Raw genomic sequence first — 26,203 nt, forward strand, 5'->3', positions numbered from 1 at the left:
GCATGACTCGCCGCTCCCTTGCACCCAGAACCGTTGCCCGCCTGGCGCCGGCCGCCCTGGCCGTGCTGCTGGTTCAGGGCTGCGTGTCGATGGCCCCGCAATACGACCGCCCGGCGCTGCCGGTGGCGGCCACCTATGCCGCCGAGACTGCCGGGCCCGCCTCTGCCGCGCCGGCGTCGACGCCGGCCGCGCAGGTCGACTGGCGCGACTACTTTTCGGACCCCACCTTGCAAGGCCTGATCGGGGAGGCGCTGGCGCATAACCGCGACCTGCGCGTGGCACTGCTGCGGGTCGAAGAGGCGCGCGCGCTCTACGGCATCCAGCGCGCCGACCAGTTCCCAACGATCGGTGTGCAAGCCGAAGGCACCCGTGCCCGCACGCCGGGCGACCTGAACCTGACCGGCCGGCCGCAGGTGGCCAGCCAGTACCAGGCCGGCGTCGGCATGGCGACCTGGGAACTGGACTTCTGGGGCCGCGTCCGCAGCCTGAAGGATGCGGCGCTGGAAAACTACCTGGCCTCCGATGCCGCCGCCCGCGCCGCCACGCTGAGCCTGATCGCCCAGGTGGCCGACAGCTACCTGTCGCTGCGCGAGCTGGACGAGCGCCTGGCCCTGACCCGCGCCACGATTGCATCGCGCGAGGAATCCCTGCGCATCTTCCGCCGCCGCTACGAAGTCGGATCGATATCCAAGCTGGACCTGACCCAGGTGGAAACGCTGTGGCAACAGGCCCGCGCGCTGGGCGCCGACCTGGAACAGGCCCGCGCCACGCAGGCCCACGCCCTGGAACTGCTGGTGGGCAAGCCGCTGGACCTGCCCTTGCCCCAGGCCGGCCTGGACGACGACGCGGTGATGCGCGACCTGCCAGCCGGGTTGCCGTCGGACCTGCTGGCCAACCGCCCCGACATCGTCGCGGCCGAACACCAGCTGCGCGCCGCCAACGCCAACATCGGCGCGGCCCGCGCCGCCTTCTTTCCCCGCATCACGCTGACGGGCGCCTTCGGCACTGCCAGCGCCGAACTCGACGGCCTGTTCGGCAGCGGCAGCCGCGCCTGGAACTTCACGCCCAGCCTGGACCTGCCGATCTTCGATGCCGGCCGCCGCAGCGCCAACCTGGACCTGGCCGAAGTGCGCCGTGACCAGGCCGTGGCCGGCTACGAGCAATCCATCCAGAGTGCGTTCAAGGACGTCTCGGACGCGCTGTCGGCGCGCCGCTGGCTGGCAGAGCAGGTGCAGGTACTGCGCGCCACCGTGGCCGCCCAGGCCGAACGCGCGCGCCTGGCCAAGTTGCGCTATGACCATGGCGCCTCGCCCTACCTGGAAGTGCTGGACGCCCAGCGCGACCTGCTGGCGGCGCAGCAGACGCTGGTGCAGACCCGCCGCGCGCTTCTGTCGGCCCGCGTCGGCCTTTATGCCGCGCTGGGCGGCGGCACCCAGGCGCCTGCCACGCCCTCGATCCCCCCCGGAACCGCATCATGAAGCTGCCTGCCCGAAAACTGATTCCCGTCCTGATCGTCCTGGCTGTCGCCGCCGCCGGCTATGGCGGTTGGCGCATGCTGGCCGACAACGGCCCCGGCGAAGGCTTCATCAGCGGCAACGGCCGCATCGAAGCCACCGAGATCGACGTGGCCACCAAACTGGCCGGCCGGGTGCAGGACGTGCTGGCCGCCGAAGGCGAATTCGTCGCCGCCGGCCAGCCGCTGGCGCGCATGCAGATCGATACGCTGACCGCGCAGCGCGAAGAAGCCCGCGCCCAGCACCAGCAGGCCATCAACAACGCCGCCAGCGCCAGCGCGCAGATCGCACAGCGCGAAAGCGACAAACTCGCCGCCGAAGCCGTGGTGGTGCAGCGTGAAAGCGAACTGGACGCCGCCCGGCGCCGCCTGGCGCGCTCGGAAACGCTGTCGCGCGAAGGCGCATCGTCTATCCAGGAACTGGATGACGACCGCGCCCGCGTGCGCAGCGCCCAGGCCGCCGTCAATGCGGCGCGCGCGCAGGTCAAGGCCGCCGCAGCCGCCATCGATGCGGCCCGCGCCGCCCAGGTGGGCGCGCAGTCTGCGGTCAACGCCGCACAGGCCACCATTGCCCGCATCGACGCCGACATTGCCGACAGCGAACTGCGCGCCCCGCGCGCCGGCCGGGTGCAATACCGCGTGGCGCAGGCCGGCGAAGTGCTGGGCGCCGGCGGCAAGGTACTGAACATGGTCGACCTGGCCGACGTCTACATGACCTTCTTCCTGCCCGAACAGGCCGCGGGCCGCGTGGCGCTGGGCCAGGACGTGCGCATCATCCTGGACGCCGCGCCGCAATACGTGATTCCGGCCAAGGTGTCGTTCGTGGCCAGCACCGCACAGTTCACGCCCAAGACGGTAGAGACCGCCACCGAACGCCAGAAGCTGATGTTCCGCGTCAAGGCGCAGATCGACCCCGCGCTGCTGCAGCAGCACCTGACCCAGGTCAAGACCGGCCTGCCCGGCGTGGCCTGGCTGAAGCTGGACGGCAACGCCGCCTGGCCCGCCACGCTTGAAGTCAAGGTGCCCTGATGCCCACCGCCACGACAGCGTCGTCCCCCGCCCCGGTGGTGCAGCTGTCGGGAGTGGCGTTGCATTACGGCAAGACCGTGGCGCTGGATGGCATCACGCTGGATATACCCGCCGGCCGCATGGTGGGCCTGATCGGCCCCGACGGCGTGGGCAAGTCGAGCCTGCTGGCCCTGGTGGCCGGCTCACGCGCGGTGCAGGCCGGCACGGTGCGGGTGCTGGACGGCGACATGGCCAGCAAGCGCCACCGCGATGACGTCTGCCCGCGCATCGCCTACATGCCACAGGGGCTGGGCAAGAACCTGTACCCCACCCTGTCGGTGGAGGAAAACCTGCAATTCTTCGGCCGCCTGTTCGGCCATGGCGAGGCCGAGCGGCGCCGCCGCATCGACAGCCTGACCCGCAGCACCGGCATGGACGCCTTCCTGTCGCGGCCCGCGGGCAAGCTGTCCGGCGGCATGAAGCAGAAACTGGGCCTGTGCTGCGCCCTGATCCATGACCCCGACCTGCTGATCCTGGACGAACCCACCACCGGCGTCGACCCGCTGGCGCGCGCCCAGTTCTGGGACCTGATCAACCAGATCCGCCGCGAACGCCGCGGCATGAGCGTCATCGTCGCCACCGCCTACATGGACGAGGCGCAGCGCTTTGACTGGCTGATCGCCATGGACGAAGGCCGCGTGCTGGCCACCGGCACGCCTGACGAACTGCGCGCCCGCACCGGCACGGACTCGCTGGAAGCCGCGTTCATCGCCTTGCTGCCCGAGGAAAAGCGGCGCGGTCACCAACCCGTGGAAATCACGCCGCTGGCGCTGGACGACAACGCGCCCATCGCCATCGAGGCGCGCGACCTGACCATGCGCTTTGGCGACTTCGTGGCGGTGGACCATGTCAACTTCCGCATCCGCAAGGGCGAAATCTTCGGCTTCCTGGGTTCGAACGGCTGCGGCAAGTCCACCACGATGAAGATGCTGACCGGCCTGCTGCCGGCCAGCGAGGGCCAGGCCTGGCTGTTCGGCGCCGAGGTCGACCCGAACAACATCGACACGCGCCGCCGCGTCGGCTACATGTCGCAGGCGTTCTCGCTGTATGGCGAACTGACCGTGCGGCAGAACCTGGTGCTGCACGCGCGGCTGTTCCACGTACCCGAGGCGGACATCCCCGCCCGCGTCGACGAGATGGTGGCGCGCTTTGACCTGGCCGACGCCCTGGACGAACTGCCGGAAAAGCTGCCCATGGGCGTGCGCCAGCGCCTGTCGCTGGCGGTGGCCATGGTGCACAAGCCCGAACTGCTGATCCTGGACGAACCCACCTCCGGCGTGGACCCGGTGGCGCGCGACAACTTCTGGCGCCTGCTGATCGCACTGGCGCGGCAGGACCAGGTCACGATCTTCATTTCCACCCACTTCATGAACGAGGCCCAGCGCTGCGACCGCATGTCGCTGATGCACGCGGGCAAGGTGCTGGTGAGCGCTTCGCCGGACGAGATCATCCGGCTGCGCGGCGCCCGGACGCTGGAAGAGGCCTTCATTGCCTACCTGATCGATGCCGGAGCGGGCACGCAGCCGGGCAAGGCCGCGGCGCCATCGGCGCAGCCGGTGGCCGCCAGGGCGGAGAACGCCGCGCCCGCCGCCCCGCCAGCGCGCGAGGCCCCCGGCAACGCCCACCCCGACCATCGCGGCTTCAACCTGCAACGCATGTTCAGCTACATGTGGCGCGAAGCGCTGGAGCTGCGCCGCGACCCGGTGCGCGCCACGCTGGCGCTGGCCGGCTCGCTGCTGCTGATGTTCGTCATCGGCTTTGGCATCAGCCTGGACGTGGAAGACCTGCGCTACGCGGTGATGGACCGCGACCAGACCACGCTGAGCCAGAACTACAGCCTGAACCTGGCCGGCTCGCGCTACTTCATCGAGCAGCCGCCCATCGCCGACTACCAGGACATGGATGCGCGCATGCGCAGCGGCGAGCTGTCGCTGGCGATCGAGATTCCGCAAGGTTTTGCGCGCGACGCCGAACGCGGCCGCCACGCGCAGATCGGCGTGTGGATCGACGGCGCCATGCCGCAACGCGCCGAGACGATTCGCGGCTACGTCCTGGGCATGCACCAGGGCTGGCTGCAGCAGCAGGCGCGCGAACGGCTGGGCGCGGGCGCCACGCCGCCCTTCAGCATCGAAACCCGCTTTCGCTACAACCCCGACGTGCGCAGCCTGCCCGCCATGGTGCCGGCCGTGATCCCGCTGCTGCTCCTGATGATGCCGGCGATGCTGACCGCGCTGGCGGTGGTGCGCGAAAAGGAACTGGGTTCGATCATCAACCTGTACGTCACGCCGGTGACGCGGCTGGAATTCCTGCTGGGCAAGCAAGGGCCTTACGTGGCGCTGGCGATGCTGAACTTCCTGTTGATGACGCTGCTGGCAGTGACGCTGTTCGGCGTGCCCATCACCGGCAGCTTCCTGACCTTGCTGGCCGCCGCGCTGATCTACAACGTGGTGGCCACCGCCATCGGCCTGCTGGCCTCGACCTTCACCCGCAGCCAGATCGCGGCGCTGTTCTTCACCATGATCGGCACGCTGGTGCCGGCCGTGCAGTTCGCCGGCCTGCTCAACCCGGTGTCGTCGCTGGAAGGCGGCGGCAAGCTGATCGGCCAGGTCTACCCCGCCACGCACATGCTCACCATCAGCCGCGGCGTCTTCAGCAAGGCGCTGGACTTCTCGAACCTGCAAGGCGCGTTCTGGCCCTTGCTGGTCGCGATTCCCGTCATCCTGGGCGCGTCGGTGCTGTTGCTGAAGAAGCAGGAGACCTGATCATGCTGCGACATGCCGCCAATATCTTCCGGCTGGGCGTCAAAGAGCTCTGGAGCCTGGCGCGCGATCCGATGATGCTGGTGCTGATCGGCGTGTCGTTCACGCTGATGATCTACACCGCTGCCACGGCCGTGCCCGAATCGCTGCACAACGCCGCCATCGCCGTGGTCGACGAAGATGTATCGCCCCTGTCCTCGCGCATCGCATCGGCGTTCTATCCGCCGCACTTCACCCGGCCGCAGATGATCGATTCGGCCGAGGCCGACGCCGGCATGGACGCCGGGCGCTATACCTTTTCCGTCAACATCCCGCCGAATTTCCAGCGCGACGTGCTGGCGGGCCGCCCCGCGCAGATCCAGCTGAACGTGGACGCCACCCGCATGAGCCAGGCGTTCACGGGCAGCAACTACATCCAGCAGATCATCACCGACGAGATCAACGAATTCGTGCAGCGCTACCGCAAGCCGACCGAGCTTGCGGTGGACCTGGCGGTGCGCATGCGTTTCAACCCGAACCTGACGCAGGCGTGGTTCGGCAGCCTGATGGAGATCATCAACAACGTCACGATGCTGTCCATCATCCTGACCGGCGCCGCATTGATCCGCGAGCGCGAACACGGCACCATCGAGCACCTGCTGGTGATGCCTGTAACACCGACCGAGATCATGCTGGCGAAAGTCTGGTCGATGGGGCTGGTCGTACTGGTGTCCGCTGCGCTATCGTTGACGTTCATCGTGCGCGGCCTGTTGCAGGTGCCGGTCGAAGGATCCGTCGCGCTGTTTCTGGTCGGCGTGGCGCTGCACCTGTTTGCCACCACCGCCATGGGCATCTTCATGGCAACCCTGGCGCGCAGCATGCCGCAGTTCGGCATGCTGCTGGTGCTGGTGCTGCTGCCCTTGCAGATGCTCTCCGGCGGCACCACGCCGCGCGAAAGCATGCCCGACTTCGTGCAGCACATCATGCTGGCCGCCCCCACCACCCACTTCGTGGAACTCGGCCAGGCCATTCTCTTTCGCGGCGCGGGATTCAGCGTCGTCTGGAAACCGTTCCTGGCGCTGGCGCTGATCGGCAGCGTCCTGTTCGCCTTCTCGTTGACGCGCTTTCGCAAGACCCTCAGCCAGATGGCGTGAGGCCTGTGTATTCGTTGGCCCTTATCACTCTCTTAAAAGGACGCATGATGAAGAAGACAACCGCCCCCACGCCCCCGGACCTCGCCGGCGCCAATGTCGCCTACTGCAAGCGCCTGGCCGAACTGGCCCAGGAAAGCCAGCAGCGCTGGCTGCAGCTGGGCCAACGCCTGGCCGGCGACACCGCAGGCCAGTACTTTGCCGCGTTCGGACCGCTGAAGGTCGACGGCAACTGGCAGAGCATCGCCCCGGCCCTGGGCGAAGCCACGCGCAAGCACTGGCAATGCCAACTCGAAGCCAGCCAGGCCATCACCCATGCCGCGCTCGAAGACCAGGCGGCCCTGGCCGCCGGCGTCAGCGAGGCCTTCAGCGGCTGGCTCAGCAACGCCTCGGCCGCCGCCACGGGCGGCCTGTCGGCCTCGCCGCTGACGCGCATGTGGTCCAGCTTTTCCGAGCAGATGACCTCGGCGTGCTCGGCCATGCAGGAAGCCACGCAAGTCGGGGCGCGCCATGGCCGCTAAGCGCACGGCCCTGGTCACCGGCGGCGCGGGGTGCCTGGGCCGCGCCATCGCCCGCGCGCTGCACGACGCCGGCCACGACGTCATCGTCACGTACCACTCCAGCGAAGAGGCCTCGCGCGCCTGGCTGGCCGAGGAAGCCGCGCAGGGCCGGCACTTTGACATGGTCAAGGTGGACGTGGCCGACTATGCCTCGTGCCAGGCGCTGGCCCGGCGCCTGGAAGATGACGGCCGCCAGATCGACATCCTGGTCAACAACGCCGGCATCACGCGCGACGCCAGCCTGCGCAAGATGAGCTACGAAAACTGGACCGAGGTCATGCGCAGCAACCTCGATTCCATGTTCAACATGACGCAGCCGCTGTGCGGACCGATGGCCGACCGCGGCTGGGGCCGCATCATCAACATCTCGTCGGTGAACGGGTCCAAGGGGGCATTCGGACAGACCAACTACGCGGCCTCCAAGGCCGGTATCCACGGGTTCACCAAGGCCCTGGCGCTGGAACTGGCCAAGAAGAACGTCACGGTCAATACCGTGTCGCCGGGCTACCTGGCCACGGCGATGGTCAAGGCCGTGCCCGAAGACGTATTGAAGGAAAAGATCCTGCCGCAGATTCCGCTGGGACGGCTGGGGGAACCTGATGAAATCGCCGCGCTGGTGGCGTTCATCTGCAGCGATGCGGCGGCGTTCATGACCGGCAGCAATGTCGCCATGAACGGCGGGCAGCATATGTACTGAGGCCTGCTCGCCTGCCTGGAGCACGGGCGCTTGCGATGGCACGCGCCCGAGCTCCTGCTCACGACGGGCGCGGCCGGCTCACGCCGCCGGCGCGCCCAATTCCTCGACCAGGAAATCCACCAGCGCCCGCACCTTGGCCACCATGTGACGGCGCGACGGATACACCGCGTAGACCTCCGTCTGCACGGGCACCCAATCCGGCAGCACCGCCTGCAACGCGCCACTGTCCAGGTCGGCCTGCACATACACGCGCGGCACCAGGCTCACGCCAAACCCTGCCCGCAAGGCATCGCATACCGCCAGGCTGGAGCTGACCTGGTAGCGGCCCCGCGCCGGGATGCGTTCCACCAGCCCCGCGCGCTGGAAAGTCCATTCATCGGCGTGCCCCGACAACGTGAAGCGCACGCATTCCAGGCGCCGCAGGTCGGCGGGCTGGACCGGCACCCCATGCTGCCGGAAATACGCGGGCGCGCCGCACAGCACGTGATCCAGCGTCAGCAGCTTGCGCGCCACCAGGCTGGAGTCTTCCAGCCGGTCGCTGCCGCGAATGGCCACGTCGAAGCCTTCCTTCACCAGATCGATGCGGCGGTCTTCCAGATGCAGGTCCAGCGACAGGCGCGGATAGCGTGCCAGGAATCGCGGCATGGCACCGGCCAGCAACGTCAGGCTGAGCGACAGCGGCGCGCTCACGCGCAGCGTGCCGGCGGGTTCTTGTTGCAGCGGCCCCAGTGACGACTCGGCCTCGTGCAGGTCATCCAGAATGCGGGAGACCTGGTCGTAGTACTGCCGCCCCGCCTCGGTCAGGCTCATGCGGCGGGTGGTGCGGCTCAAGAGGCGCGCCGCCACATGGGCTTCGAGTTCGGCGATGTTCTTGCTGACGGCGGCCGGCGACAGCCCCAACTGGCGCGAGGCCGCCGCAAAACCGCCCTGCTCCACCACCTGGCGAAACACCTTGAGCGCGGTGAGATGATCCATGGAATCCCCGGGGTGATCATTCACTGCCAGTGAATGATTTTGCCATTGGAATGGATATTATCGCGGCCAGACGATTCAATTAGCCTGTCGGTATGGATGCCGCGCCCGCGCCCGGCCCGTCTTGCCCTTCCAAGGAATTCTCGCCATGAGCCGCAGCGCTGACCTGCTCCTGACCGCGGTGGCCCCCGCCATCTGGGGCAGCACCTATGTCGTCACCACCTTGATGCTGCCGCAGGGCTACCCGCTGACGGTGGCCATGCTGCGCGCCCTGCCCGCCGGCATCCTGCTGTTGCTGGCCGTGCGGCAACTGCCGCAGGGCATCTGGTGGCTGCGCGCCTTTGTCCTGGGTGCGCTGAACTTCTCGGTGTTCTGGGCGCTGCTGTTCGTGGCCGCCTACCGCCTGCCAGGCGGCGTGGCCGCGACGCTGGGCGCGATCCAGCCGCTGGTGGTCATCCTGCTGGCGCGCGCCTTGCTGGGCTCGCCCGTGCGCGGCCTGGCGGTGCTGGCGGCGCTGGCCGGCATCGGCGGCGTGGCCCTGCTGGTGCTGGGCCCCAAGGCCGCGCTGGACCCTGTCGGTGTGACGGCCGGCCTGTTCAGCGCAGCGTCCATGGCCCTGGGCACCGTGCTCAGCCGCCGCTGGCAGCCGCCGGTGTCGGCGTTGACCTTTACCTCGTGGCAACTGACGGCGGGTGGCGTACTGCTGTTGCCGGTGGCGCTGCTGGCCGAACCGGCCCTGCCGCCGGTCACGGCCCTGAACGTGCTGGGCATCGCCTATCTGGGGCTGATCGGCGCGGCGTTGACCTACGTGATCTGGTTTCGCGGCATCGCCCGGCTGGAACCCGCGGTGGTGTCGTCGCTGGGATTCCTGAGCCCGGTCACCGCCGTGCTGCTGGGCTGGGCCTTGCTGGACCAGCGCCTGAGCGCAGCGCAGATGGCCGGCATGGTGATCGTGGTGGGCAGCGTCTGGCTCAGCCAGCACGTGCAGCGCCGCGTCGCAGCCAGTGCCACAGCTAGTGCCGCAGCTAGTGCCGCAGCCGTTCCAGCAGGAAGTCCACACACGTGCGCACCCGCAGCGATACGTGGCGCACGTGCGGATAAAGCAGGGTGAACGCGCGCGTTGCACCGCCGAACTGCGGCAACACCTCGACCAGGTCGCCGCGCCGCAGGTCGTCCTGCACCGTGAAGCGATAGGCCTGGAACAGCCCCGCGCCATGGCGCGCCAGGCTCACTCCACCCAGCACGTCGCCCGAGCAGCTGGCGCCGCCGGTGGTCGGCACATCGATCTGGCGGCCACCCTGCATGAATATCCACGGAATGTTGCGCCCGGTGCTGGGCAATTCGAACTGGATGCAGTCATGCTGCCGCAGGTCTTCCAGCGTTTGCGGTGTACCCGCGCGCCGCAGGTAGCCGGGCGCGGCCACGAGCACCAGTTCGGCGTCTTCGAGCTTGCGTGCGACGAGATTGGAATCAGGCGGCAGACGTCCGCGAATGGCCAGGTCGTAGCCTTCTTCGGCGAAGTCGATGTTGCGGTTGCTGATATGCACGTCGACGTGCACCTGCGGATAGCGCTGGCGAAATTCCCCCAGCAACGGCAGCACGCGATGGTGGGCATAAGGGGTAGGCAGGCTGATGCGCAGCTTGCCGGCCGGTTCGGCCTGCTGGCCGGTGACCTCGCGTTCGGCCTCGGTCAATAGCGACAGCGCCGAGCGGCACTGCTCCATGTAACGCTGGCCAGCGGCCGTCAGGCCGATCTGGCGGGTAGTGCGCACGAACAGGCGCACGCCCAGCCGCTCTTCCAGCCGCGACACCGACCGGCTGACCGCCGCCGGCGTCACCCCCGCGGCGTTGGCCGCCGCCGTGAAGCTCTGCAAATCCGCCGCCAGGCAGAACAGCTCGACGCTGCCGAGCATGAGGTCTTCAAAACGTCTTTGCATGGATGGCGCGCCTATTCATTACATGGTGTATGCATAGATTTGATATTTGGTGTGTTTATCACGTTTGGAGTCATAAGTAGAGTGGGGTTTCCTTCTTTTCATCCCGGAAATCCATCATGTCCAAGCAAGCCAAGACCCTCATCGTGACCGGCGCCTCCAGCGGCATCGGCCTGGCCATCGCCCGCGCCTACCTGGAACGCGGCGACAACGTCGTGGGCAATGCCCGCAGCGCCGAACGCCTGGCACAGGCGGCCCGCCAATTGGGCAACCCGCCGCGCTTTCTGGGCGTGGCCGGCGACATCGGCCAGCCCGACACCGCGCGCCTGTTGTTCGACCGCGCCATCGAAGCCTTCGGCCGCGTCGATGTGCTGGTCAACAACGCCGGCATCTTCATCGCCAAGCCCGTGGGCGACTACACCGTCGACGACGCCGAGGCGCTGTTCAGCACCAACCTGAAGGGTTTTTTCTACCCGTCGCAGCAAGCGGCCGCGCACATGGCGGCGCACGGCGGCGGCCACATCATCAACACCACGGCCAGCATCGGCCTGCAACCGGTGCAGCAAGTGCCGGCGCTGCTGCCGGTGCTGGTCAAGGGCGGGCTGAACCAGGCCACCAAGGCGCTGGCGCTGGAACTGGCGCCGCACAACATCCTGGTCAACGCGGTGGCGCCGGGTATCATCGCCACGCCGATGCATGACGGCGGCGACACCGACTTCCTGGACCGCCTGTCGCCGTCCGGCCGCCGTGGCGCGCCGCGCGACGTGGTCGATGCCGTGCTGTACCTGACCGACTCGTCGTTCACGTCCGGCGCCATCATCCCTGTCGACGGCGGCGCCACCGCCGGCCGCTGGTAAGCCTGATCCCGCCGGCGCCGGCCGTCAGGCCAGCGCCGTTTTCCCCAAGGAGACCGACATGCCGTACATCAACATCCAGATCACCCGAGAAGGCGTCACGCGCGAACAGAAGGCCGAACTCATCAAGGGCGCCACCGACCTGATGGTGCGTGTCCTGGGCAAGGACCCGCAGGCCACCTTCGTCGTCATCGAAGAGGTCGACACCGACAGCTGGGGCGTGGGCGGCGAGACCGTCACGGCGCTGCGCCAGCGCCAACGCGCCGCCAAAGACGCGCCATCGACATAGTCGTATCCATCGATGACAAACTGCCGAAAACCCATGGCGCGCCGGGTGTGGCCGTAGCATGATCGTGGCTCCATCCACAGTCGGGAGACTCACCATGGGCAGCACACCAACCATCATTCTGGCGCACGGCTTCTGGGGCGGCGCCGCGCATTGGGGCCGGGTCATCCTGGCCCTGGCCCGTCTTGGGCACAAAGACCTGCATGCGGTCGAGCTGCCGCTGACGTCGCTGGCCGACGACGCCGAGCGCACCCGCAAGATGATCGCGCAGCAATCCGGCCCCGTGCTGCTGGTGGGCCATTCGTATGGCGGCGCCGTCATCACCGAGGCCGGCAACCAGCCCAACGTCGCGGGCCTGGTGTACATCGCCGCGTTCGCGCCGGACGCGGGCGAAAGCCCGGGCGGCATCACGCAGCAGGACCTGCCGGCCGCTGCGCCCAACCTGGCCCCCGACAGCGACGGCTACCTGTGGCTGCGCGCCGATAAATTCCACGAAAGCTTCTGCCAGGACCTGAGCGCCGACGACGCCCTGGTGATGGCCGTGACCCAGAAGGCGCCGCTGGCCAGCACCTTTGGCAGCACCATCAGCGTGCCGGCGTGGCGCCACAAGCCGTCGTGGTACCAGCTGTCCACCCAGGACCGCATGATCACCCCCGCGAACCAGGAAAAGATGGCGACACGCATGCAGCCGCGCAAGCTGCTCAAGCTGGACGCCAGCCATGCGTCGCTGGCGTCGCGGGCCGAGGAAGTGGCCGCGCTGATCGACGAGGCGGCGCGCGCCTAGCGCAGGATGAGCCCTGCGCAGGCTGGCGGGCGCCAGGCAAGGCCATGGCCCCCTCGCCGCGCCGCCGCCTGCATCGCAGGGCCGCACGATATCAGGCAGCACAGCCTTCCCGCTGTGCTGCTTTTTTTGTAACCCGCAAGCCTGTCCCCTTCAGCGAAAAATCGCCCGCTTGCCTATGAAATTCGGGCGTAACGCTCCACCACCCTCACAAACTGATCCGCTTTTTTCAGCGCTTTCTGAATCTGTACTAACTTTCGCCGCCGGCCTACCTTGACGCTACAGGCACCAGCCTGTCCGCGCGCGCCGCCCATCAGCGGTTTCCCCGCGCGGGCCTTGAGTCAGGAAAACCCCGCCATGGATAGCGACGCGCTACTGCTTGCCCGAATACAGTTCGGTTTCACCATCTCTTTTCACATCATCTTTCCCGCCATCACCATCGGGCTGGCCAGCTACCTGGCCGTGCTGGAAGGCTGCTGGCTGCGGACCCGCAACACGGTCTACCGCGACCTCTACCATTTCTGGACCAAGATCTTCGCCGTCAATTTCGGCATGGGGGTCGTGTCCGGCCTGGTGATGGCCTACCAGTTCGGCACCAACTGGAGCTTTTTTTCCGATTTCGCCGGCAGCGTCACCGGACCGCTGCTGGCCTACGAAGTCTTGACCGCCTTCTTCCTGGAAGCCGGCTTTCTGGGCGTGATGTTGTTCGGCTGGTCCCGCGTGGGGCCGGGCCTGCACTTTTTCTCGACCATCATGGTGGCGCTGGGCACGCTGGTGTCCGCCACCTGGATCCTGGCGTCCAACAGCTGGATGCAGACGCCCGCGGGCTACGAGATCCTGGATGGCCGCGTGGTGCCGACCGACTGGCTGGCCGTGATCTTCAACCCGTCCTTTCCCTACCGCCTGGCGCACATGGGCATCGCCGCCTTCCTGGCCACCGCGCTCATGGTGGGCGCCTCCGGCGCCTGGCACCTGCTGCGCGGCGACCGCAGCCCGGCCGTGAAGAAGATGTTCGCGATGGCGATGGCCATGCTGGCGATATCGGCGCCGCTGCAAGCCGTGGTGGGCGACTTCCATGGCCTGAACACCCTCAAGCATCAACCGGCCAAGATCGCCGCCATCGAAGGCCACTGGGACAACGAACCCGGTGCGGGCGTGCCGCTGACGCTGTTCGGCATTCCCGACATGGAACGCGAAGAAACCCGCTACGCGCTCAACATTCCCCGTCTGGGCAGCCTGATCCTGACCCACAGCTGGGACGGCCAGTTTCCCGGCCTGAAGTCGTATCCGCCCGAAGATCGGCCCAACGCCACCGTGGTGTTCTGGTCATTCCGCGTGATGGCCGGGCTGGGCATGCTGATGATCGCCCTGGCGGCCTGGGCGCTGTGGGCGCGCTGGCGCGGCAAGCTGTACCAGTCGCGGGCCTTGCAGCGTTTTGCGCTGTGGATGGGCCCATCCGGCCTGGTGGCGATGCTGGCGGGCTGGTACGTCACCGAGATCGGCCGCCAGCCGTGGATCGTCTACGGCGTGATGCGCACGGCCGATGCCGCCACCCGCCATGGCATCGGCGAACTGACGCTGACCCTGGCGCTGTTCGTGGTCGTGTACCTGTTCGTGTTCGGCGCCGGCGTGTCGTACATGCTGCGCCTGATCCGCATGGGCCCGACCCCGGCGCCCGGCCATGCGCCCCTGTCCGGCGGGCCGGGCGAACCGCGCCAACCCTCGCGGCCGCTGTCGGCCGCCTCCACCACGGCGGACGTCCCGTCCGCCTCACGCAACGCCACGGGAGCCTGACGCCATGGGTATCGATCTTGCACTGATATGGGCCGTCATCATCCTGTTCGGCGTGATGATGTACGTGGTGATGGACGGCTTCGACCTGGGCATCGGCATCCTGTTCCCGCTGGTCAACGATGCCGAGGAACGCGACGTGATGGTCAACACCGTGGCGCCCGTGTGGGACGGCAACGAGACCTGGCTGGTGCTGGGCGGCGCGGGCCTGCTGGCCGCGTTTCCGCTGGCCTACTCCGTGATTCTCAGCGCGCTGCACCTGCCGCTGGTGTTCATGCTGCTGGGGCTGATCTTTCGCGGCGTGGCGTTCGAATTCCGCTTCAAGGCGGACCCGCACCATCGCCCGCTGTGGGACCGTGCGTTCGTGCTGGGCTCGTTGTGCGCGACGTTCTTCCAGGGCGTGACGCTGGGCGCCTACATCGAAGGCATTCCGGTCGTGGACCGCGCGTATCACGGCGGCGCATGGGACTGGATCAGCCCGTTCTCGCTGTTCACCGGCGTGGGCCTGGTAGTGGCCTATGCGCTGCTGGGCTGCACCTGGCTGATCATGAAGACCGAAGGCCGCCTGCACCGCCACATGTGCGCGCTGGCCCGGCCGCTGACGCTGGCGCTGCTGGCCGTGATCGCCGCGCTCAGCCTGTGGACGCCGCTGGCGCAGCCGCAGATCGCGCAGCGCTGGTTCAGCCTGCCGAACATGTTCTGGTTCCTGCCCGTGCCGCTGCTGGTGGCCGCCGCCGGCTTCGACCTGGTGCGGCGCGTGCGTGGCACGCCCAACGCCGGTCCCTTCGTGCTGGCGCTGTGCCTGGTGTTCCTGGGCTACAGCGGCCTGGGCATCAGCATCTGGCCCGCCGTGATTCCGCCCGACGTGTCCATCTGGACCGCCGCCGCGCCGCCGCAAAGCCTGGGCTTTGCGCTGGTCGGGGCGCTGGCCATCATTCCGATTATCCTGATTTACACCGCCTGGTCCTACTACGTGTTCCGCGGCAAGGTACGCACGGGCGAGGAGTTCCATTGATGCACGCTCGCACACCCCCCACCACGTGGCGCAGCCGGCTGTTGTGGCTGGCGTTGATCTGGGCCGGCAGCGTGGCGGCGCTGGGCGTGACCGCCTGCGCCCTGCGCCTGGTCATGCGCGCCATCGGCATGTCGACCTGATTCCCCGCCTTTCACGGACCCGCCATGAAACGCTATGAACGCCTGACCGAAGACATCACCGCCTCGATCCTCTCGGGCCTGTTGCAGGCGGGCGACCGCCTGCCCTCGGTGCGTCAGACCAGCGCCAGCCGCGGGGTCAGCCCGTCGACGGTGTTCAAGGCCTACTACCTGCTGGAAGCGCGCGGCCTGATCCGCGCACGTGATCGCTCGGGCTACTACGTGCTGCGCACGCCGCACGCCGCCCTGCCCGAACCCGACGCCCTGTCCAGCGCCAGCGCGGGCCGCCATCCGGTGGACGTCAGCGACAACGTACTGCAAGTGCTCAATGCCACCCTGCGGCGCGACATGCTGCCGTTCGGCTCGGCCTTTCCCAGCCCGTCGCTATTGCCCTACGGCCGGCTGGCCAGGTTCATGGCCGCCACCGTGCAACAGCTGGACCCCTGGAGTTCCATCGACGACCTCAGCCCGGGCGATGCCGCGCTGCGCCGCGCCATCGCGCTGCGCTACCTGGCCGACGGCCTGACGGTGCCGGTCGACGACATCATCATCACCAATGGCGCGCTGGACGCGCTGAACCTGTCGCTGGCCGCCGTGACGCAGCCGGGCGATGCCGTCATCGTCGAATCGCCCACCTTCTACGCCGCGCTGCAATCGCTGGAACGCAACCAGCTGCACGCCATCGAAGTGGCCACGCATCCGCGCGAAGGCATCGACCTGCAAGCCCTGGAGCAGGCCATCGTGCAGCACAAGCCGCGCGCCTGCTGGTTGATGACCACCTTCCAGAACCCCCTGGGCAGCCTGATGCCCGAGGCCAAGAAAGAATCGCTGGTGCGGCTCTTGACCGAACACGGCGTGGCCCTGATCGAAGACGACGTCTACGGCGAGCTCTACTTTGGCGACACCCGCCCGCGCCCCGCCAAGGCCTTCGACCGCGAAGGCATCGTGATGCATTGCTCGTCGTTCTCGAAAACGCTGGCGCCGGGTTACCGCGTGGGTTGGGTGGCGGCCGGGCGCTACACCCGAGCCATCATGCGCAACAAGCTCACCACCAGCCTGGCCACCGCCGCGCCTACCCAAGCCGCCATTGCCGCCTATCTGGCCCAGGGCGGCTACGACCGGCACCTGCGCCACTTCCGCCAGACACTGGCGCTGCAGCAGGGCGAAGTCCTTCAGGCCGTGGCGCGCTACTTTCCGAAAGGCACGCGCGCCACGCGGCCGCTGGGCGGCTACTTCACCTGGGTGGAACTGCCCGCCCACATCGACACCTTGCGGCTGCACCGCGCCGCGTTGGACCACGGCATCAGCATCGCGCCGGGGCCGCTGTTCTCGTCGTCGGGCGCCTTCGGCAACTTCCTGCGCCTGAACTACGGACACCCCTGGAATGCCGAGATGGAACAGGGCATGGCCACCCTGGGCAAGCTGATGGGGACATGAAATTCGCCATCTTGATACAGATAGAAACCCCACCCTGACGCACATCCCTTAGAGTGCGAAGCCTTCGACATCCGGACGGTGCCGCGTCGCGGCGCGTTTCTCATGACTGCTTCGTTCCCCCGAGTTTTGCCGCGTTACGCGCTGGGTTGCTACCTGGGCGCCGCGGCCCTGCTGTATCTGTTCTGCGCCCAACTGCTGGCCGCGATCGACATCTGGCTGCTGCCCCGCAGCCTGCTGGTCGAAATGCTGCGCTACCGCGCCATGTGGCTGGTGTTCTTCCTGACGCTGCCCACCGTCGGCTACCTGCTGTGGCGCGGATCGGACCTGGTCGCGTGGTGGCGCGCCCCGGCCGCAATCACGCTTGACGACCACGCGCTGCACCTTGGCACACGCACCGTGCCCTACGCCGACATCGCGTCGATGCGCCACCTGCACAACCGCGACCATCTGCTGCTGACCCTGCACGGCGGCGAACGCATCCGGCTGCGCCTGGCGATCTGGCAAGACGCCTACGAACTGGCCGAGCACCTGGAAGACGCGGTGGGCGGCAATCTCGAAGCCGACACCCACCGCAAGCTGCAGGCCGGCGCCACCGTGGCGTTCGGCCCGCTGGGCATGAACGCCGCCGGCCTGGTGCACAAGGGCCAGCAGATTCCCTGGACCGCCATCGACACCATCCGCACGCAATCGGACAGCGAAGGCATGGAAACCGACGAGACGCTGATCATCGTCGCGCGGGGCAAGACCCACAAGATCGACCGGTCCAAGATCGTCAATGAGCCGGTGATGCTGGCCTGTCTGCGCCAATACCTGCCCGGCGCCTGACTTCGATTCCGCCCCCTTTACAGGGCGGCCCCCTTCCCCTTTTGCGCAGCCTCGATATGGAAATCTACAGCTCCAACGCCCAACAATCCCAAACGCTGGCCGACCGCCCGGTGTTTTTCTCCCGCAACCGCCTGATTGCCGGTGCGATCATCTGGACGGTGGCCGCGGGGGTCTTCGGCTTTTTGGCCGCGCGGTCGCGCGACAGCATGGGCGCACTGGCGTTCTTCGGCGCCATCGCCGCCATCGGCGTCTGGCTGGTCATCAGATGCCTGAAGCGCGCCTTCAGCCCGCCCACGCCCGTCATCACCTTCACCCGCGACGGGCTGAAGATCACCGACGGCACCGTCGTGCCGTGGCACGCCATCAACGAGAACACCTACGTCAACCAAAGCTACGTCGGTATCCCGATCGCCAAGCAGATCCAGTTGAAGACCTCGCTGCCCAATCGCAAGCGCGTGCTGATCCAGGCCATGGCGCTGGAGATCAACGGCGACGAATACCTGGCCTTGTGCGACGCCTACCAGGCGCGTTGACCGACACTGATAGGCGCCGCCGCTAGCGCTTTCTGGCGGCGTCCAATTCCCGCCGCAACGAGGCGGCATCCGCGCGCAAAGGCAACACCAGCTTGCCCGCGCGATCGATGGCGCCCCACTCGCCGCCGACCACCACTTGGTGCTCCCCGCTGGCGTCGGGTTCGAAACGGCAACGCGCGCAGACCGCGGCGATGCCGTCGGCAAAGGGTTCCACCCAGGTGTAGGGTGTCGCCAACGCGACGTCAAGGCGCTTGTCGATGTAGATCATGGCGCCATCGGCCCGCCGGCCACGAGCCAGCCCGTCGACGAAATCGTCGGGGCCATTGTCGAAGGGGATCACCTGCGCCGATGCACCATCGGCGCGCACCCATGACCAGCCGCCGCCAACCGCCACCGCGCTCAGGCCGTCGGCATCGTATTCCAGCTGCCCAAGCACGGCCGGATTGAACGACAGCTGGCTGCCGTCACGACGCGCGCAATGCGCCGTGGTTTCCATCATGCCGCCCGTGCCCCGGGCCGCGGCCAGGCAGCTCAGGTCGAAATCGGAAGCGGTCACCGGCGCGTGTGCCAGCAACGAAAAAAGCAGGGTCGTGAGCATGCGCGAAATCCTAGCACGCGCCCCCGCAGGGTTCACATGACGATCGTCAGTTCGCCGTCGCGCCCGAATCCTTCACCGCCTGCGCCCAGGCCACGATTTCTTCCCGGATGAAGACGCCGAACGCAGCCGTGTTCACGTTGGATGCCTGCGCGCCCTCTTCCATCAGCCGCTGGCGCACGGCGGGCGCGGCCAATGCCCCGCTCAACGCCGCATTCAGCTTCTGCACCACCGCGTCCGGCGTGCCGGCCGGCGCCACCACGCCATGCCACGACAGGGCCTGGAAGCCGGGCAAGCCGGATTCGGCCATGGTGGGAATGTCGGGCAGCGCGGGCGAACGCTGCGGCGAGGTCACCGCCAAGGCGCGCAACGTACCCGCCTTGATATGCGGCAACGCGCCAGGAATGGTGGTGAACAGGAAATCGATCTGCCCGCCGATCAGGTCGGTGATGGCGGGGCTGCCGCCCTTGTAGGGCACATGGGTGAACTGCAGGCCGGCCGCACGCTTGAACATCTCGCCGGCCAGGTGGCCCGGGGTGCCGGCGCCGGCCGAGCCCATGTTGCTGCGGTCGCCCTGCGCCTTGATATGAACGATCAGCGCCTGCACGTCGGTAGCCTTCACATTGGGGCCGACCACCAGCACGTTGGGTACGGTGGCCAGCAGCGTGACGGGCGTGAAGTCCTTGGCCGCGTCGTACGAGATGCGCGAGTACAGCGACGGGTTGATGCCGTGCGTGCTGGCGGTGGCCAGCAGCAGCATGTAGCCGTCCGGCGCGGCCGAGGCCACCTGCTTGGCCGCGATGGTGCCGTTGGCGCCGCCCTTGTTGTCGATCACGATGGTCTGGCCCAGCGTCTTGGCCGCTTCGGCGGCCACCGTGCGCGCCAGGATGTCGGACGTGCCGCCCGCCGAATGCGGCACCACCAGCGTGATGGGCTTGGCGGGAAAGGTCTGCGCGTGCACGGTCGGCAGGGCCGACCACAGACAGGCGGCAAGCGCCGCGCGGGCGATGCGGGAAGGGAACATGCGAGTCTCCTGATAGGTATGGATTGCGGCGCCATCCAGGGCGCCGTCATGCGAGCGGGTACAACGGATCAGTCAGATCCCAACTGCAGCTTGTTGGGCTGGCGTTTTTCGATCGACCACTTGAGCAGCGCAGCCGACCGGTAGATGCCGTGCGCGAACTTGCCGTAGGGCAGCGTCAGGAACAGCGCCATCACCACGCCCAGGTGCACCGCCAGCAACAGCGCCATGGCGCCCGTGTCGCGTCCGGCCAGCAGCGCCAGGCCCGTGGCGCTGGTCAGGAACAGCAGCGCGATGAAGCCGCGGTCCATCGGCTTTTGCGCGGCGTCGCCATGCTGCGGATGGCGTTTCAGGTTCAGCCACAGCAGCCCCGCCGGCCCGACCAGCAGGCCGATGCCGCCCACCGTGCCCAGCAGCACCGGCGCGCTCCAGAACGGATACGGCGCCTGCTGGCCCAGCAGGTAGTGGTACAGCGTGGCCACGACCGTGGCGGCAAAGCACAGCATGAAGCCGTAGAACGTGAAGTGGTGAAAGCGGCGACGCCACAGGGTGAAGGCGTCGTCGGCGTTGTTGCAGCCCTTGCCGTGGCCGCCGTCCAGATAGCGCAGCCGCAGCGCGTCGTGCGCGGCTTCGGCCACCGCGGCACCGCTGGCCGCGCCCGGGCTGACGTCGCGCCAGAACTTCGCCACCCCCACGCCCAGGGCCAGCATGGCAAAGCCGAACACGACGCCGAACATCAGCGCCAGCGTGTTATGCGGAAACACCGCATAGAAATTGCCGGCCATCGGCGCATGCCACAGGCCGCCGGTCAGCAGCACCGCCAGCGTCAGGAACAGCGTCAGGCCCGCCGCGGTGGCCAGCGACAGCGTCAATCCGTTGCGGCGATACAGCTGGCCCAGCGCGGGCGGCCAGGCGTAGTCGGTGTACGTCTGCATGCGCACCTTGGCCATGGCCTGCGGCACGTTCACCGCGAACTCGTGCGGCGGCGCGTACTGGCAGGCGTGCAGACAGGCGCCGCAGTTGTGGCACAGGTTGGCCAGGTAGTTCAGGTCGGCCTTGCCGAATTCCAGGCGCCGGGTCATGGCCGGAAACACCGCGCAGAACCCTTCGCAATAGCGGCAGGCGTTGCAGATCTGCATGACGCGGGCCACCTCGGCCTCGTCGCCGCTGAGCGCGCCGGGCTCGGCGGTCACCGGTGCTGAAGCCGGCCCGGCGCCGCGGCCATGCCACGTGACCACCTGCTCGGTCATCGCCGGCTGGGGTGGGGTGAACGACTGGGCCTCCTGGGCCAGGGCTTCAAGCTGCCGCATGGCGGGCTCCTTCAGGGTGGGCGCGGCGCGCGGCGGCCGCGGCGCGGGTGCCGGCGATGCGGCCGAACGCCGTGCCGATGGACATGCCCACCCCCGCCGTATAGCCCTTGCCCAGCACATTGCCGGCCATCATCTCGCCGGCCACGAACAGGTTGTCGCTGGGCACGTCGTCAAAGCGCACCGCGGCGGTCTCGTCGACCTTCAGGCCCAGGTAGGTAAACGTAATGCCGGGACGCAGCGCATAGCCGTAGAACGGCGCGGTGTCGATCGGTCGGGCCCAGTGGGTCTTGGCGGGCGTCACGCCTTCGGTATGGCAGTCGTCCAGCGCGGTGTGGTCGAACTTCCCGACCCGGCAGGCCTGGTTGTAATCGCGCACGGTACGCTCGAACGCCACCGGGTCCAGGCCCAGCTGCGTGGCCAGCTCGGGCAGCGTGTCGGCCTTGACGCCGGGAAACACCGGCGGCATGAAGCGGCCGATGGCCTTGGCGTCGATGATGGAATAGGCAATCTGCCCCGGCTGCATCGCGGTCAGGCGGCCCCAGATGGCGTAGCGCTTGGGCCAGAAATCCTCGCCTTCGTCATAGAAGCGCTGCGCGTCGCGGTTGACCACCACGCCCAGCGACACGCAGTCGATGCGGGTGCAGATGCCGCCGTCGTACAGCGGCGCGCGGGCGTCGATCGCCACGCAGTGCGACTGCGACGGATCGCCGATGCGGTCCGCGCCCGCGTCCAGCATGAACTTGAGCAGCACGCCCTGGTTGAAACGCGTGCCGCGGATCAGGAAGTTGTCGGCCGGCCATTCGCCGCGTTCGTTCTGGCCCCAGGCCTCGCGCAGCCATTCGCGGTTGGACTCGAAGCCGCCGGCCGCCAGCACGCAGGCGCGCGCCTCGATGCGTTCGGCGCCGATGCGAGCGGCGATGAAGCGGCCGTCTTGCAGTTCCAGCGCGTCCACCGGCGCGTCGTAGCGTATCTGCACGCCCAGCGCTTCGGCGCTGCGGTAATAGGCATTCACCAGCGCCTTGCCGCCGCCCATGAAGAACGCATTGGTGCGCGCCACGTGCAGCGCGCCCGACAGCGGCGGCTGGAAGTTCACGCCGTGGCGCCGCATCCAGTCGCGACAGGTGGACGACTCGCGGATCACCAGCCGCGCCAGGTGTTCATTGGTCTGGCCGCCGGTGACCTTGAGCAGGTCCTGCCAGTATTCCTCTTCGGGATACGCGTCCACCAGCACGTCCTGCGGCGCATCGTGCATGCAGCGCAGGTTGCGCGTGTGCTGCGAATTGCCGCCGCGCCATTCGCGCGGCGCGGCCTCAAGCAGCAACACGCTGGCGCCGGCTTCGCGCGCCATCAGGGCCGCGCACAGCGCCGCATTGCCCCCTCCCACCACCAGAACGTCGACCATGACAGCATTCCTGAATCAAGGAATGCACTGTAGGTCTACGCCCTGCGCCGCGATATCAGCGCGGCGTCAACGGGTCTTCACGATTCGTGAAGGGTCGTCACCGCCCAGGTGCCCGCGCGCGCCAGGCTGCGCGACACGTCCGCCAGCACCAGCCGCGCGGCCAGCGCCGCGGGCGACAGCTCATCTTCGGACAGGCTGGCCAGCAGATTGGGCCGGAACAGGTCCGCATCGTCGATGCGCGCCATCGCCAACTGGCCAGGCGCGATGCGAGCGGTGGCCGAGCTGGGCTGGATGGTGGCGGCGTAGCCCAGCTGCACCACGTCCATCAGCAGCGCCAGGCCGTCGACCTCGGCCACCACCCGTGGCGTCAATCCGGACTTCTGGAAGGCATGGTTGACCAGGGCGCGCAGCCCGTGGCGGCCGCTGGGCAGCACCAGCGGCAGGTCGGCAAGGTCTTCCAGGCGGGTCGTGGCGCCAGCCGGCAAACCCGCCATGCCGCGACGCGCACACAAGTACAGCGGTTCGTCCAGCAGCGGCATGACGCTCCAGCGGCGCGCGGCCTCGGCATGGAACACGATGGCCAGGTCCAGCAGCCGGCCGTTGAGCATGTCGGCCAGGTGGCCCGACAGCGCCTCGACCAGGTGCAGCCGGATGTCGGGATAGCGTTCGTTCATGGCCTGCACGAACGGCGCCCCCAGGATCGATGCGGTGGTGGACGACAGCCCCACGCTGACGTGCCCGGCCAGCCGGGCTTGCTGCGCGGCGCGCACGGCGTCATCGGCATGGCGCAGCGCCAGCTGGGCCTGGCGAAAGAACGCCAGCCCCGCGTCGGTGGGCACCACGCCGCTGGCGCTGCGCTGCAACAGCCGCGTGGCCAGTTCGCCTTCCAGGCGGCTGATCTGCTGGCTGAGCGCGGACGTCACCATATCCAGCGACGCGGCCGCGCGGCCGATGCTGCCGGCTTCGACGACGCGGACGAAATAACGCAGCTGGCGCAGTTCCATGATGGGCCGGATGATCGCAAGTGAAGATCCGCCGATTGTAGGGCGGTCTGGCCAGCACACGGCCGCCGGCAACGCGTCCGCTACGAGGTCCCGCGCCGCGGCGGCGGCTCGGGGCGGTCCTCGGCAACGATCACCTCAATACCGCGCGTCCTTGGGCTTCTTGCCGTTCGGCCAATCCTTTTCCTTGCCCGGGAAGTCCGGGCGCGGCATGTGAGTGAAGTATTCCGCCACGTCCACCGCGTCCTGGTCCGACAGTACGCCGCCTTCGCCCCAGGTGCCGTGGGTGTTCACCCCCATCGGCATGCTGTTGCGGATGAAGGCCGCGGCCTTGTAGGTGCGCGCCAGGCCCGCGCCGATGTTGAACGACTCGTCGCCCCACAGCGGCGGAAACACGATGTCGCCTGCGCGGTCCTTCTTGCCTTCGCCGTTGGCGCCGTGGCAGGCGGCGCACTGCGCCGCGTACAGGCTTTTCCCGCGCACAGGGTCGCCGACCAACCTCGTGTCGATCGGCCAGGCGTTTTCGATCTGCACCTTGGCGCCATGCGGCACGTCCTGCGCCAGCCACTTCATGTAGGCCACCATGGCCTGCATTTCCGGCGACGTCTTGTCCAGCGGCTTGCCGTTCATCGACCGCATGAAACAGCCGTTGATGCGGTCTTCCAGCGTCACCACGCGGTTGGCGCGCGGGTTGAATTGCGGAAACGAATTGACCGTGTTGATGTACGGCGCGCCCAGCGGCTTCTTGCCCTGCTGCACGTGGCAGCTGTTGCAATTCATGCTGGCGCCGGTGTTCTGCGGCAGCAGGCGGCGGGTTTCGTTGAGCAGGCGCTTGCCGTAGTTGATCTGGTCGGCGTTGGGTTCCTTGGCAATCAGCGTGTCGGACGGAATGGTGTAGTCGGCCAGCCGCTTGCCGTCCTTGTCCAGCACGGCGAAGGTCTTGCCGTTGGGGTCCGCAGCCGGCGCATCCTGCGCCGCCATCGCGGCCATGCCGCCCCCGACCGTGGCCGCCAGCACCAGCGCGGCGGCGATCTTGATCCTGTTATTCATGTTTGCCTCCCGACACGATGTTCGGTTTCTTGCCCGCCAGGAAGTCGCGGATGTGCGCCACGTCGCCATCGGCGATGGCCGGCGCCTGGTTGGTCCAGGCCGTGCGGATGAAATTGATGACGTCGGTGATATCGCGGTCGCTCAGGTGGTTGAACCCGGGCATGGCAAAGGCCATGGCGTCATGGTCGTTGGCGGGCATCTTGCCGCCTTCCAGCGTGATCTGGATGATCGACTGCGGGTTCTGCGCGAACACGGCCGAATTGCCCGCCAGCGCCGGGAAAATGCGCGGCATGCCCTGGCCGTCGGCGCGATGGCAGACCACGCACTGTTCCATGTAGATCACCGCGCCGCGACTGTCGTAGCGACCGGCCATCAACGCCGCCGTGGTGGCATCGGCCTTGGCGGCAAACACCGGCAACTTGCCCTGCACCGGCGGCAATTGCTTCAGGTAGGCCGCGATGCTGGCCAGGTCGTTGTCGCTGAAATAACGCGTACTGTGCTCGACCACGTCGGCCATCGCGCCAAAGGCCGCCACCTTGTCGGTGCGGCCGGTCTTCAGGAACAGCGCGATGTCGGCCGCCGTCCACGATTGCAGGCCCTGGGCTTCGCCGCGCAGGCTCTTGGCCCGCCAACCGTCGATCACCGCGCCCGACAGGAAGGCATCGCCATCCGCCATGGACAGCGTCTTTTCCTGGTAGGCCAGGCCACGCGGCGTATGGCAGGCGCCGCAATGCCCCGGCCCTTCCACCAGATAGGCGCCACGCGTCAGCATGTCGTCGGCGCCGGCCGGCGCCGCGAACTGCCGCTTGCCGGCAAACAGCGCCTGCCACCAGGCCATGGGCCAGCGCATGTTCAGCGGCCACGGAATGGTGGAATCGGCGCTGGGCTTGCCATCGGGCTTCACGTCGGCCATGAAGTAGGCGTACAGCGCCTGCACGTCGGCGTCCGGCATGATGGCGTACGACGGATACGGCATGGCCGGATAGAGCGGCGTGCCGTCCTTGCGGATGCCGTACTGCACCGCGTTCTTGAAATCGGCGTAGGTGTAGGCGCCGATGCCGGCGGCCTTGTCGGGCGTGATGTTGGACGAGTAGATCGTGCCCACCGGCGTCTGCATCGCCAGGCCGCCCGCAAAGGGCTTGTCGCCGGGCACGCTGTGACAGGCCACGCAGTCGGCTGTGCGCGCGATATAGGCGCCGGCCTCGACCAGGCGCCGATCCTGCGGATCGATCGTCGCCGTGGTGTCTGTCTTGCGATGGGCGGTAAGCACCTGGGCGCCGCCAATGGCCCCGCCTGCCAATACCAGCAGCGCCACCACCGCCTTGATCCCGAACTTCTTCATCTGACCCTCCGTTACGCGCCGGCAAGCGCGCACGTCGGGTGTTCGTACAGCGTTGTCCAGCTTATGAGGCCAGCTTACGCCTTCTGGTAATAAGCATATGACTGAAAAGCATGAAAGTATCGGGCTTGTTTGACCGGACGCAAAGGGCGTTCAGACAACGGCGCCGCGGCAAAGAACGAAGGCCCCCGAA

25 protein-coding genes are annotated in these 26,203 nt (G+C 67.9%); 16 read left to right on the top strand and 9 right to left on the bottom strand.

Annotation, left to right across the window (positions count from 1 at the left end):
* Window positions 1–2: 2 nt before the first annotated feature.
* Genes AC6LJ2_RS20490 through phbB form a run of 6 tightly spaced genes read left to right on the top strand, consistent with a single transcriptional unit; the run spans window position 3 to window position 7,727 of the window.
* Window positions 3–1,478 (top strand): efflux transporter outer membrane subunit, encoded by a 1,476-nt coding sequence (locus AC6LJ2_RS20490; RefSeq protein ID WP_498152054.1) that lies wholly within the window; start codon window positions 3–5, stop codon window positions 1,476–1,478.
* Window positions 1,475–2,542, top strand: coding sequence for an HlyD family secretion protein (locus AC6LJ2_RS20495; protein WP_498152055.1), 1,068 nt, complete (start codon window positions 1,475–1,477; stop codon window positions 2,540–2,542). Before AC6LJ2_RS20490 ends, AC6LJ2_RS20495 begins: the two co-directional genes overlap by 4 nt.
* Window positions 2,542–5,343 carry a ribosome-associated ATPase/putative transporter RbbA gene (gene rbbA, locus AC6LJ2_RS20500; protein WP_498152056.1) on the top strand — a complete coding sequence of 934 codons (2,802 nt, stop codon included), beginning with the start codon at window positions 2,542–2,544 and terminating at the stop codon, window positions 5,341–5,343. The genes AC6LJ2_RS20495 and rbbA overlap by 1 nt, the downstream gene beginning before the upstream one ends.
* Window positions 5,344–5,345: 2 nt before the next feature.
* Window positions 5,346–6,473 carry an ABC transporter permease gene (locus AC6LJ2_RS20505; RefSeq protein WP_498152057.1) on the top strand — a complete coding sequence of 376 codons (1,128 nt, stop codon included), beginning with the start codon at window positions 5,346–5,348 and terminating at the stop codon, window positions 6,471–6,473.
* A 44-nt stretch (window positions 6,474–6,517) separates the two neighbouring features.
* Window positions 6,518–6,991, top strand: coding sequence for a hypothetical protein (locus AC6LJ2_RS20510; RefSeq protein WP_498152058.1), 474 nt, complete (start codon window positions 6,518–6,520; stop codon window positions 6,989–6,991).
* A complete protein-coding gene (gene phbB / locus AC6LJ2_RS20515) occupies window positions 6,981–7,727 on the top strand; it encodes an acetoacetyl-CoA reductase (protein WP_445657558.1) in 747 nt (248 codons plus the stop codon). The genes AC6LJ2_RS20510 and phbB overlap by 11 nt, the downstream gene beginning before the upstream one ends.
* A 78-nt stretch (window positions 7,728–7,805) precedes the next feature.
* Here the strand turns inward: phbB and AC6LJ2_RS20520 are convergent, their stop codons facing one another.
* Entirely contained in the window at window positions 7,806–8,702 is an 897-nt protein-coding gene (locus AC6LJ2_RS20520) for a LysR family transcriptional regulator (RefSeq protein WP_498152059.1), read from the bottom strand.
* Between the two features lie 145 nt (window positions 8,703–8,847).
* Between AC6LJ2_RS20520 and AC6LJ2_RS20525 the strand changes: the two genes are divergently transcribed.
* Window positions 8,848–9,810, top strand: a complete 963-nt coding sequence (locus AC6LJ2_RS20525) for an EamA family transporter (protein ID WP_498152060.1) — start codon at window positions 8,848–8,850, stop codon at window positions 9,808–9,810.
* On the opposite strand, the gene AC6LJ2_RS20530 is transcribed toward AC6LJ2_RS20525, so the two are convergent.
* On the bottom strand, window positions 9,725–10,636 hold the full coding sequence (locus AC6LJ2_RS20530; protein ID WP_498152061.1) for a LysR family transcriptional regulator: 912 nt from the start codon (window positions 10,634–10,636) through the stop codon (window positions 9,725–9,727). The genes AC6LJ2_RS20525 and AC6LJ2_RS20530 overlap by 86 nt on opposite strands.
* Before the next feature lie 116 nt (window positions 10,637–10,752).
* Between AC6LJ2_RS20530 and AC6LJ2_RS20535 the strand changes: the two genes are divergently transcribed.
* The 9 genes from AC6LJ2_RS20535 (at window position 10,753) to AC6LJ2_RS20575 (ending at window position 18,292) form a co-directional block, all read left to right on the top strand.
* On the top strand, window positions 10,753–11,490 hold the full coding sequence (locus tag AC6LJ2_RS20535; RefSeq protein WP_498152062.1) for an SDR family NAD(P)-dependent oxidoreductase: 738 nt from the start codon (window positions 10,753–10,755) through the stop codon (window positions 11,488–11,490).
* Window positions 11,491–11,548: 58 nt separating this feature from the next.
* On the top strand, window positions 11,549–11,776 hold the full coding sequence (locus AC6LJ2_RS20540; protein WP_263909504.1) for a tautomerase family protein: 228 nt from the start codon (window positions 11,549–11,551) through the stop codon (window positions 11,774–11,776).
* Between the two features lie 94 nt (window positions 11,777–11,870).
* A complete protein-coding gene (locus AC6LJ2_RS20545) occupies window positions 11,871–12,557 on the top strand; it encodes an alpha/beta hydrolase (protein ID WP_498152063.1) in 687 nt (228 codons plus the stop codon).
* 354 nt (window positions 12,558–12,911) lie between these two features.
* Window positions 12,912–14,348, top strand: coding sequence for a cytochrome ubiquinol oxidase subunit I (locus AC6LJ2_RS20550; RefSeq protein ID WP_263909500.1), 1,437 nt, complete (start codon window positions 12,912–12,914; stop codon window positions 14,346–14,348).
* Between the two features lie 4 nt (window positions 14,349–14,352).
* A complete protein-coding gene (cydB, locus tag AC6LJ2_RS20555; protein ID WP_498152064.1) occupies window positions 14,353–15,360 on the top strand; it encodes a cytochrome d ubiquinol oxidase subunit II in 1,008 nt (335 codons plus the stop codon).
* On the top strand, window positions 15,360–15,500 hold the full coding sequence (locus tag AC6LJ2_RS20560) for a DUF2474 domain-containing protein (RefSeq protein ID WP_445657562.1): 141 nt from the start codon (window positions 15,360–15,362) through the stop codon (window positions 15,498–15,500). Before cydB ends, AC6LJ2_RS20560 begins: the two co-directional genes overlap by 1 nt.
* A gap of 24 nt (window positions 15,501–15,524) precedes the next feature.
* Window positions 15,525–16,934, top strand: coding sequence for an aminotransferase-like domain-containing protein (locus AC6LJ2_RS20565; RefSeq protein ID WP_498152065.1), 1,410 nt, complete (start codon window positions 15,525–15,527; stop codon window positions 16,932–16,934).
* Between the two features lie 102 nt (window positions 16,935–17,036).
* Window positions 17,037–17,759 (top strand): hypothetical protein, encoded by a 723-nt coding sequence (locus AC6LJ2_RS20570; protein ID WP_263909492.1) that lies wholly within the window; start codon window positions 17,037–17,039, stop codon window positions 17,757–17,759.
* 56 nt (window positions 17,760–17,815) lie between these two features.
* Window positions 17,816–18,292 (top strand): hypothetical protein, encoded by a 477-nt coding sequence (locus AC6LJ2_RS20575; RefSeq protein WP_263909490.1) that lies wholly within the window; start codon window positions 17,816–17,818, stop codon window positions 18,290–18,292.
* A 22-nt stretch (window positions 18,293–18,314) separates the two neighbouring features.
* Here AC6LJ2_RS20575 and AC6LJ2_RS20580 read toward each other — a convergent pair whose 3' ends face one another.
* From AC6LJ2_RS20580 to AC6LJ2_RS20610, 7 genes are all read right to left on the bottom strand, one after another.
* Window positions 18,315–18,890: a hypothetical protein gene (locus AC6LJ2_RS20580; protein ID WP_263909488.1), complete on the bottom strand. Its 576-nt coding sequence runs from the start codon at window positions 18,888–18,890 to the stop codon at window positions 18,315–18,317.
* Window positions 18,891–18,936: 46 nt separating this feature from the next.
* Window positions 18,937–19,911 (bottom strand): Bug family tripartite tricarboxylate transporter substrate binding protein, encoded by a 975-nt coding sequence (locus tag AC6LJ2_RS20585; protein WP_445657564.1) that lies wholly within the window; start codon window positions 19,909–19,911, stop codon window positions 18,937–18,939.
* 68 nt (window positions 19,912–19,979) lie between these two features.
* Window positions 19,980–21,218: a tricarballylate utilization 4Fe-4S protein TcuB gene (gene tcuB, locus AC6LJ2_RS20590; RefSeq protein ID WP_498152066.1), complete on the bottom strand. Its 1,239-nt coding sequence runs from the start codon at window positions 21,216–21,218 to the stop codon at window positions 19,980–19,982.
* Entirely contained in the window at window positions 21,205–22,620 is a 1,416-nt protein-coding gene (gene tcuA, locus AC6LJ2_RS20595) for an FAD-dependent tricarballylate dehydrogenase TcuA (RefSeq protein WP_263909482.1), read from the bottom strand. Before tcuA ends, tcuB begins: the two co-directional genes overlap by 14 nt.
* A 77-nt stretch (window positions 22,621–22,697) precedes the next feature.
* Entirely contained in the window at window positions 22,698–23,624 is a 927-nt protein-coding gene (locus tag AC6LJ2_RS20600; protein ID WP_263910236.1) for a LysR family transcriptional regulator, read from the bottom strand.
* Window positions 23,625–23,759: 135 nt separating this feature from the next.
* Window positions 23,760–24,671 carry a c-type cytochrome gene (locus tag AC6LJ2_RS20605; protein WP_498152067.1) on the bottom strand — a complete coding sequence of 304 codons (912 nt, stop codon included), beginning with the start codon at window positions 24,669–24,671 and terminating at the stop codon, window positions 23,760–23,762.
* Entirely contained in the window at window positions 24,664–26,013 is a 1,350-nt protein-coding gene (locus tag AC6LJ2_RS20610; protein ID WP_498152068.1) for a c-type cytochrome, read from the bottom strand. The genes AC6LJ2_RS20605 and AC6LJ2_RS20610 overlap by 8 nt, the downstream gene beginning before the upstream one ends.
* Window positions 26,014–26,203: the final 190 nt, after the last annotated feature.

Source organism: Achromobacter sp. 1014246743 (assembly GCF_059760725.1).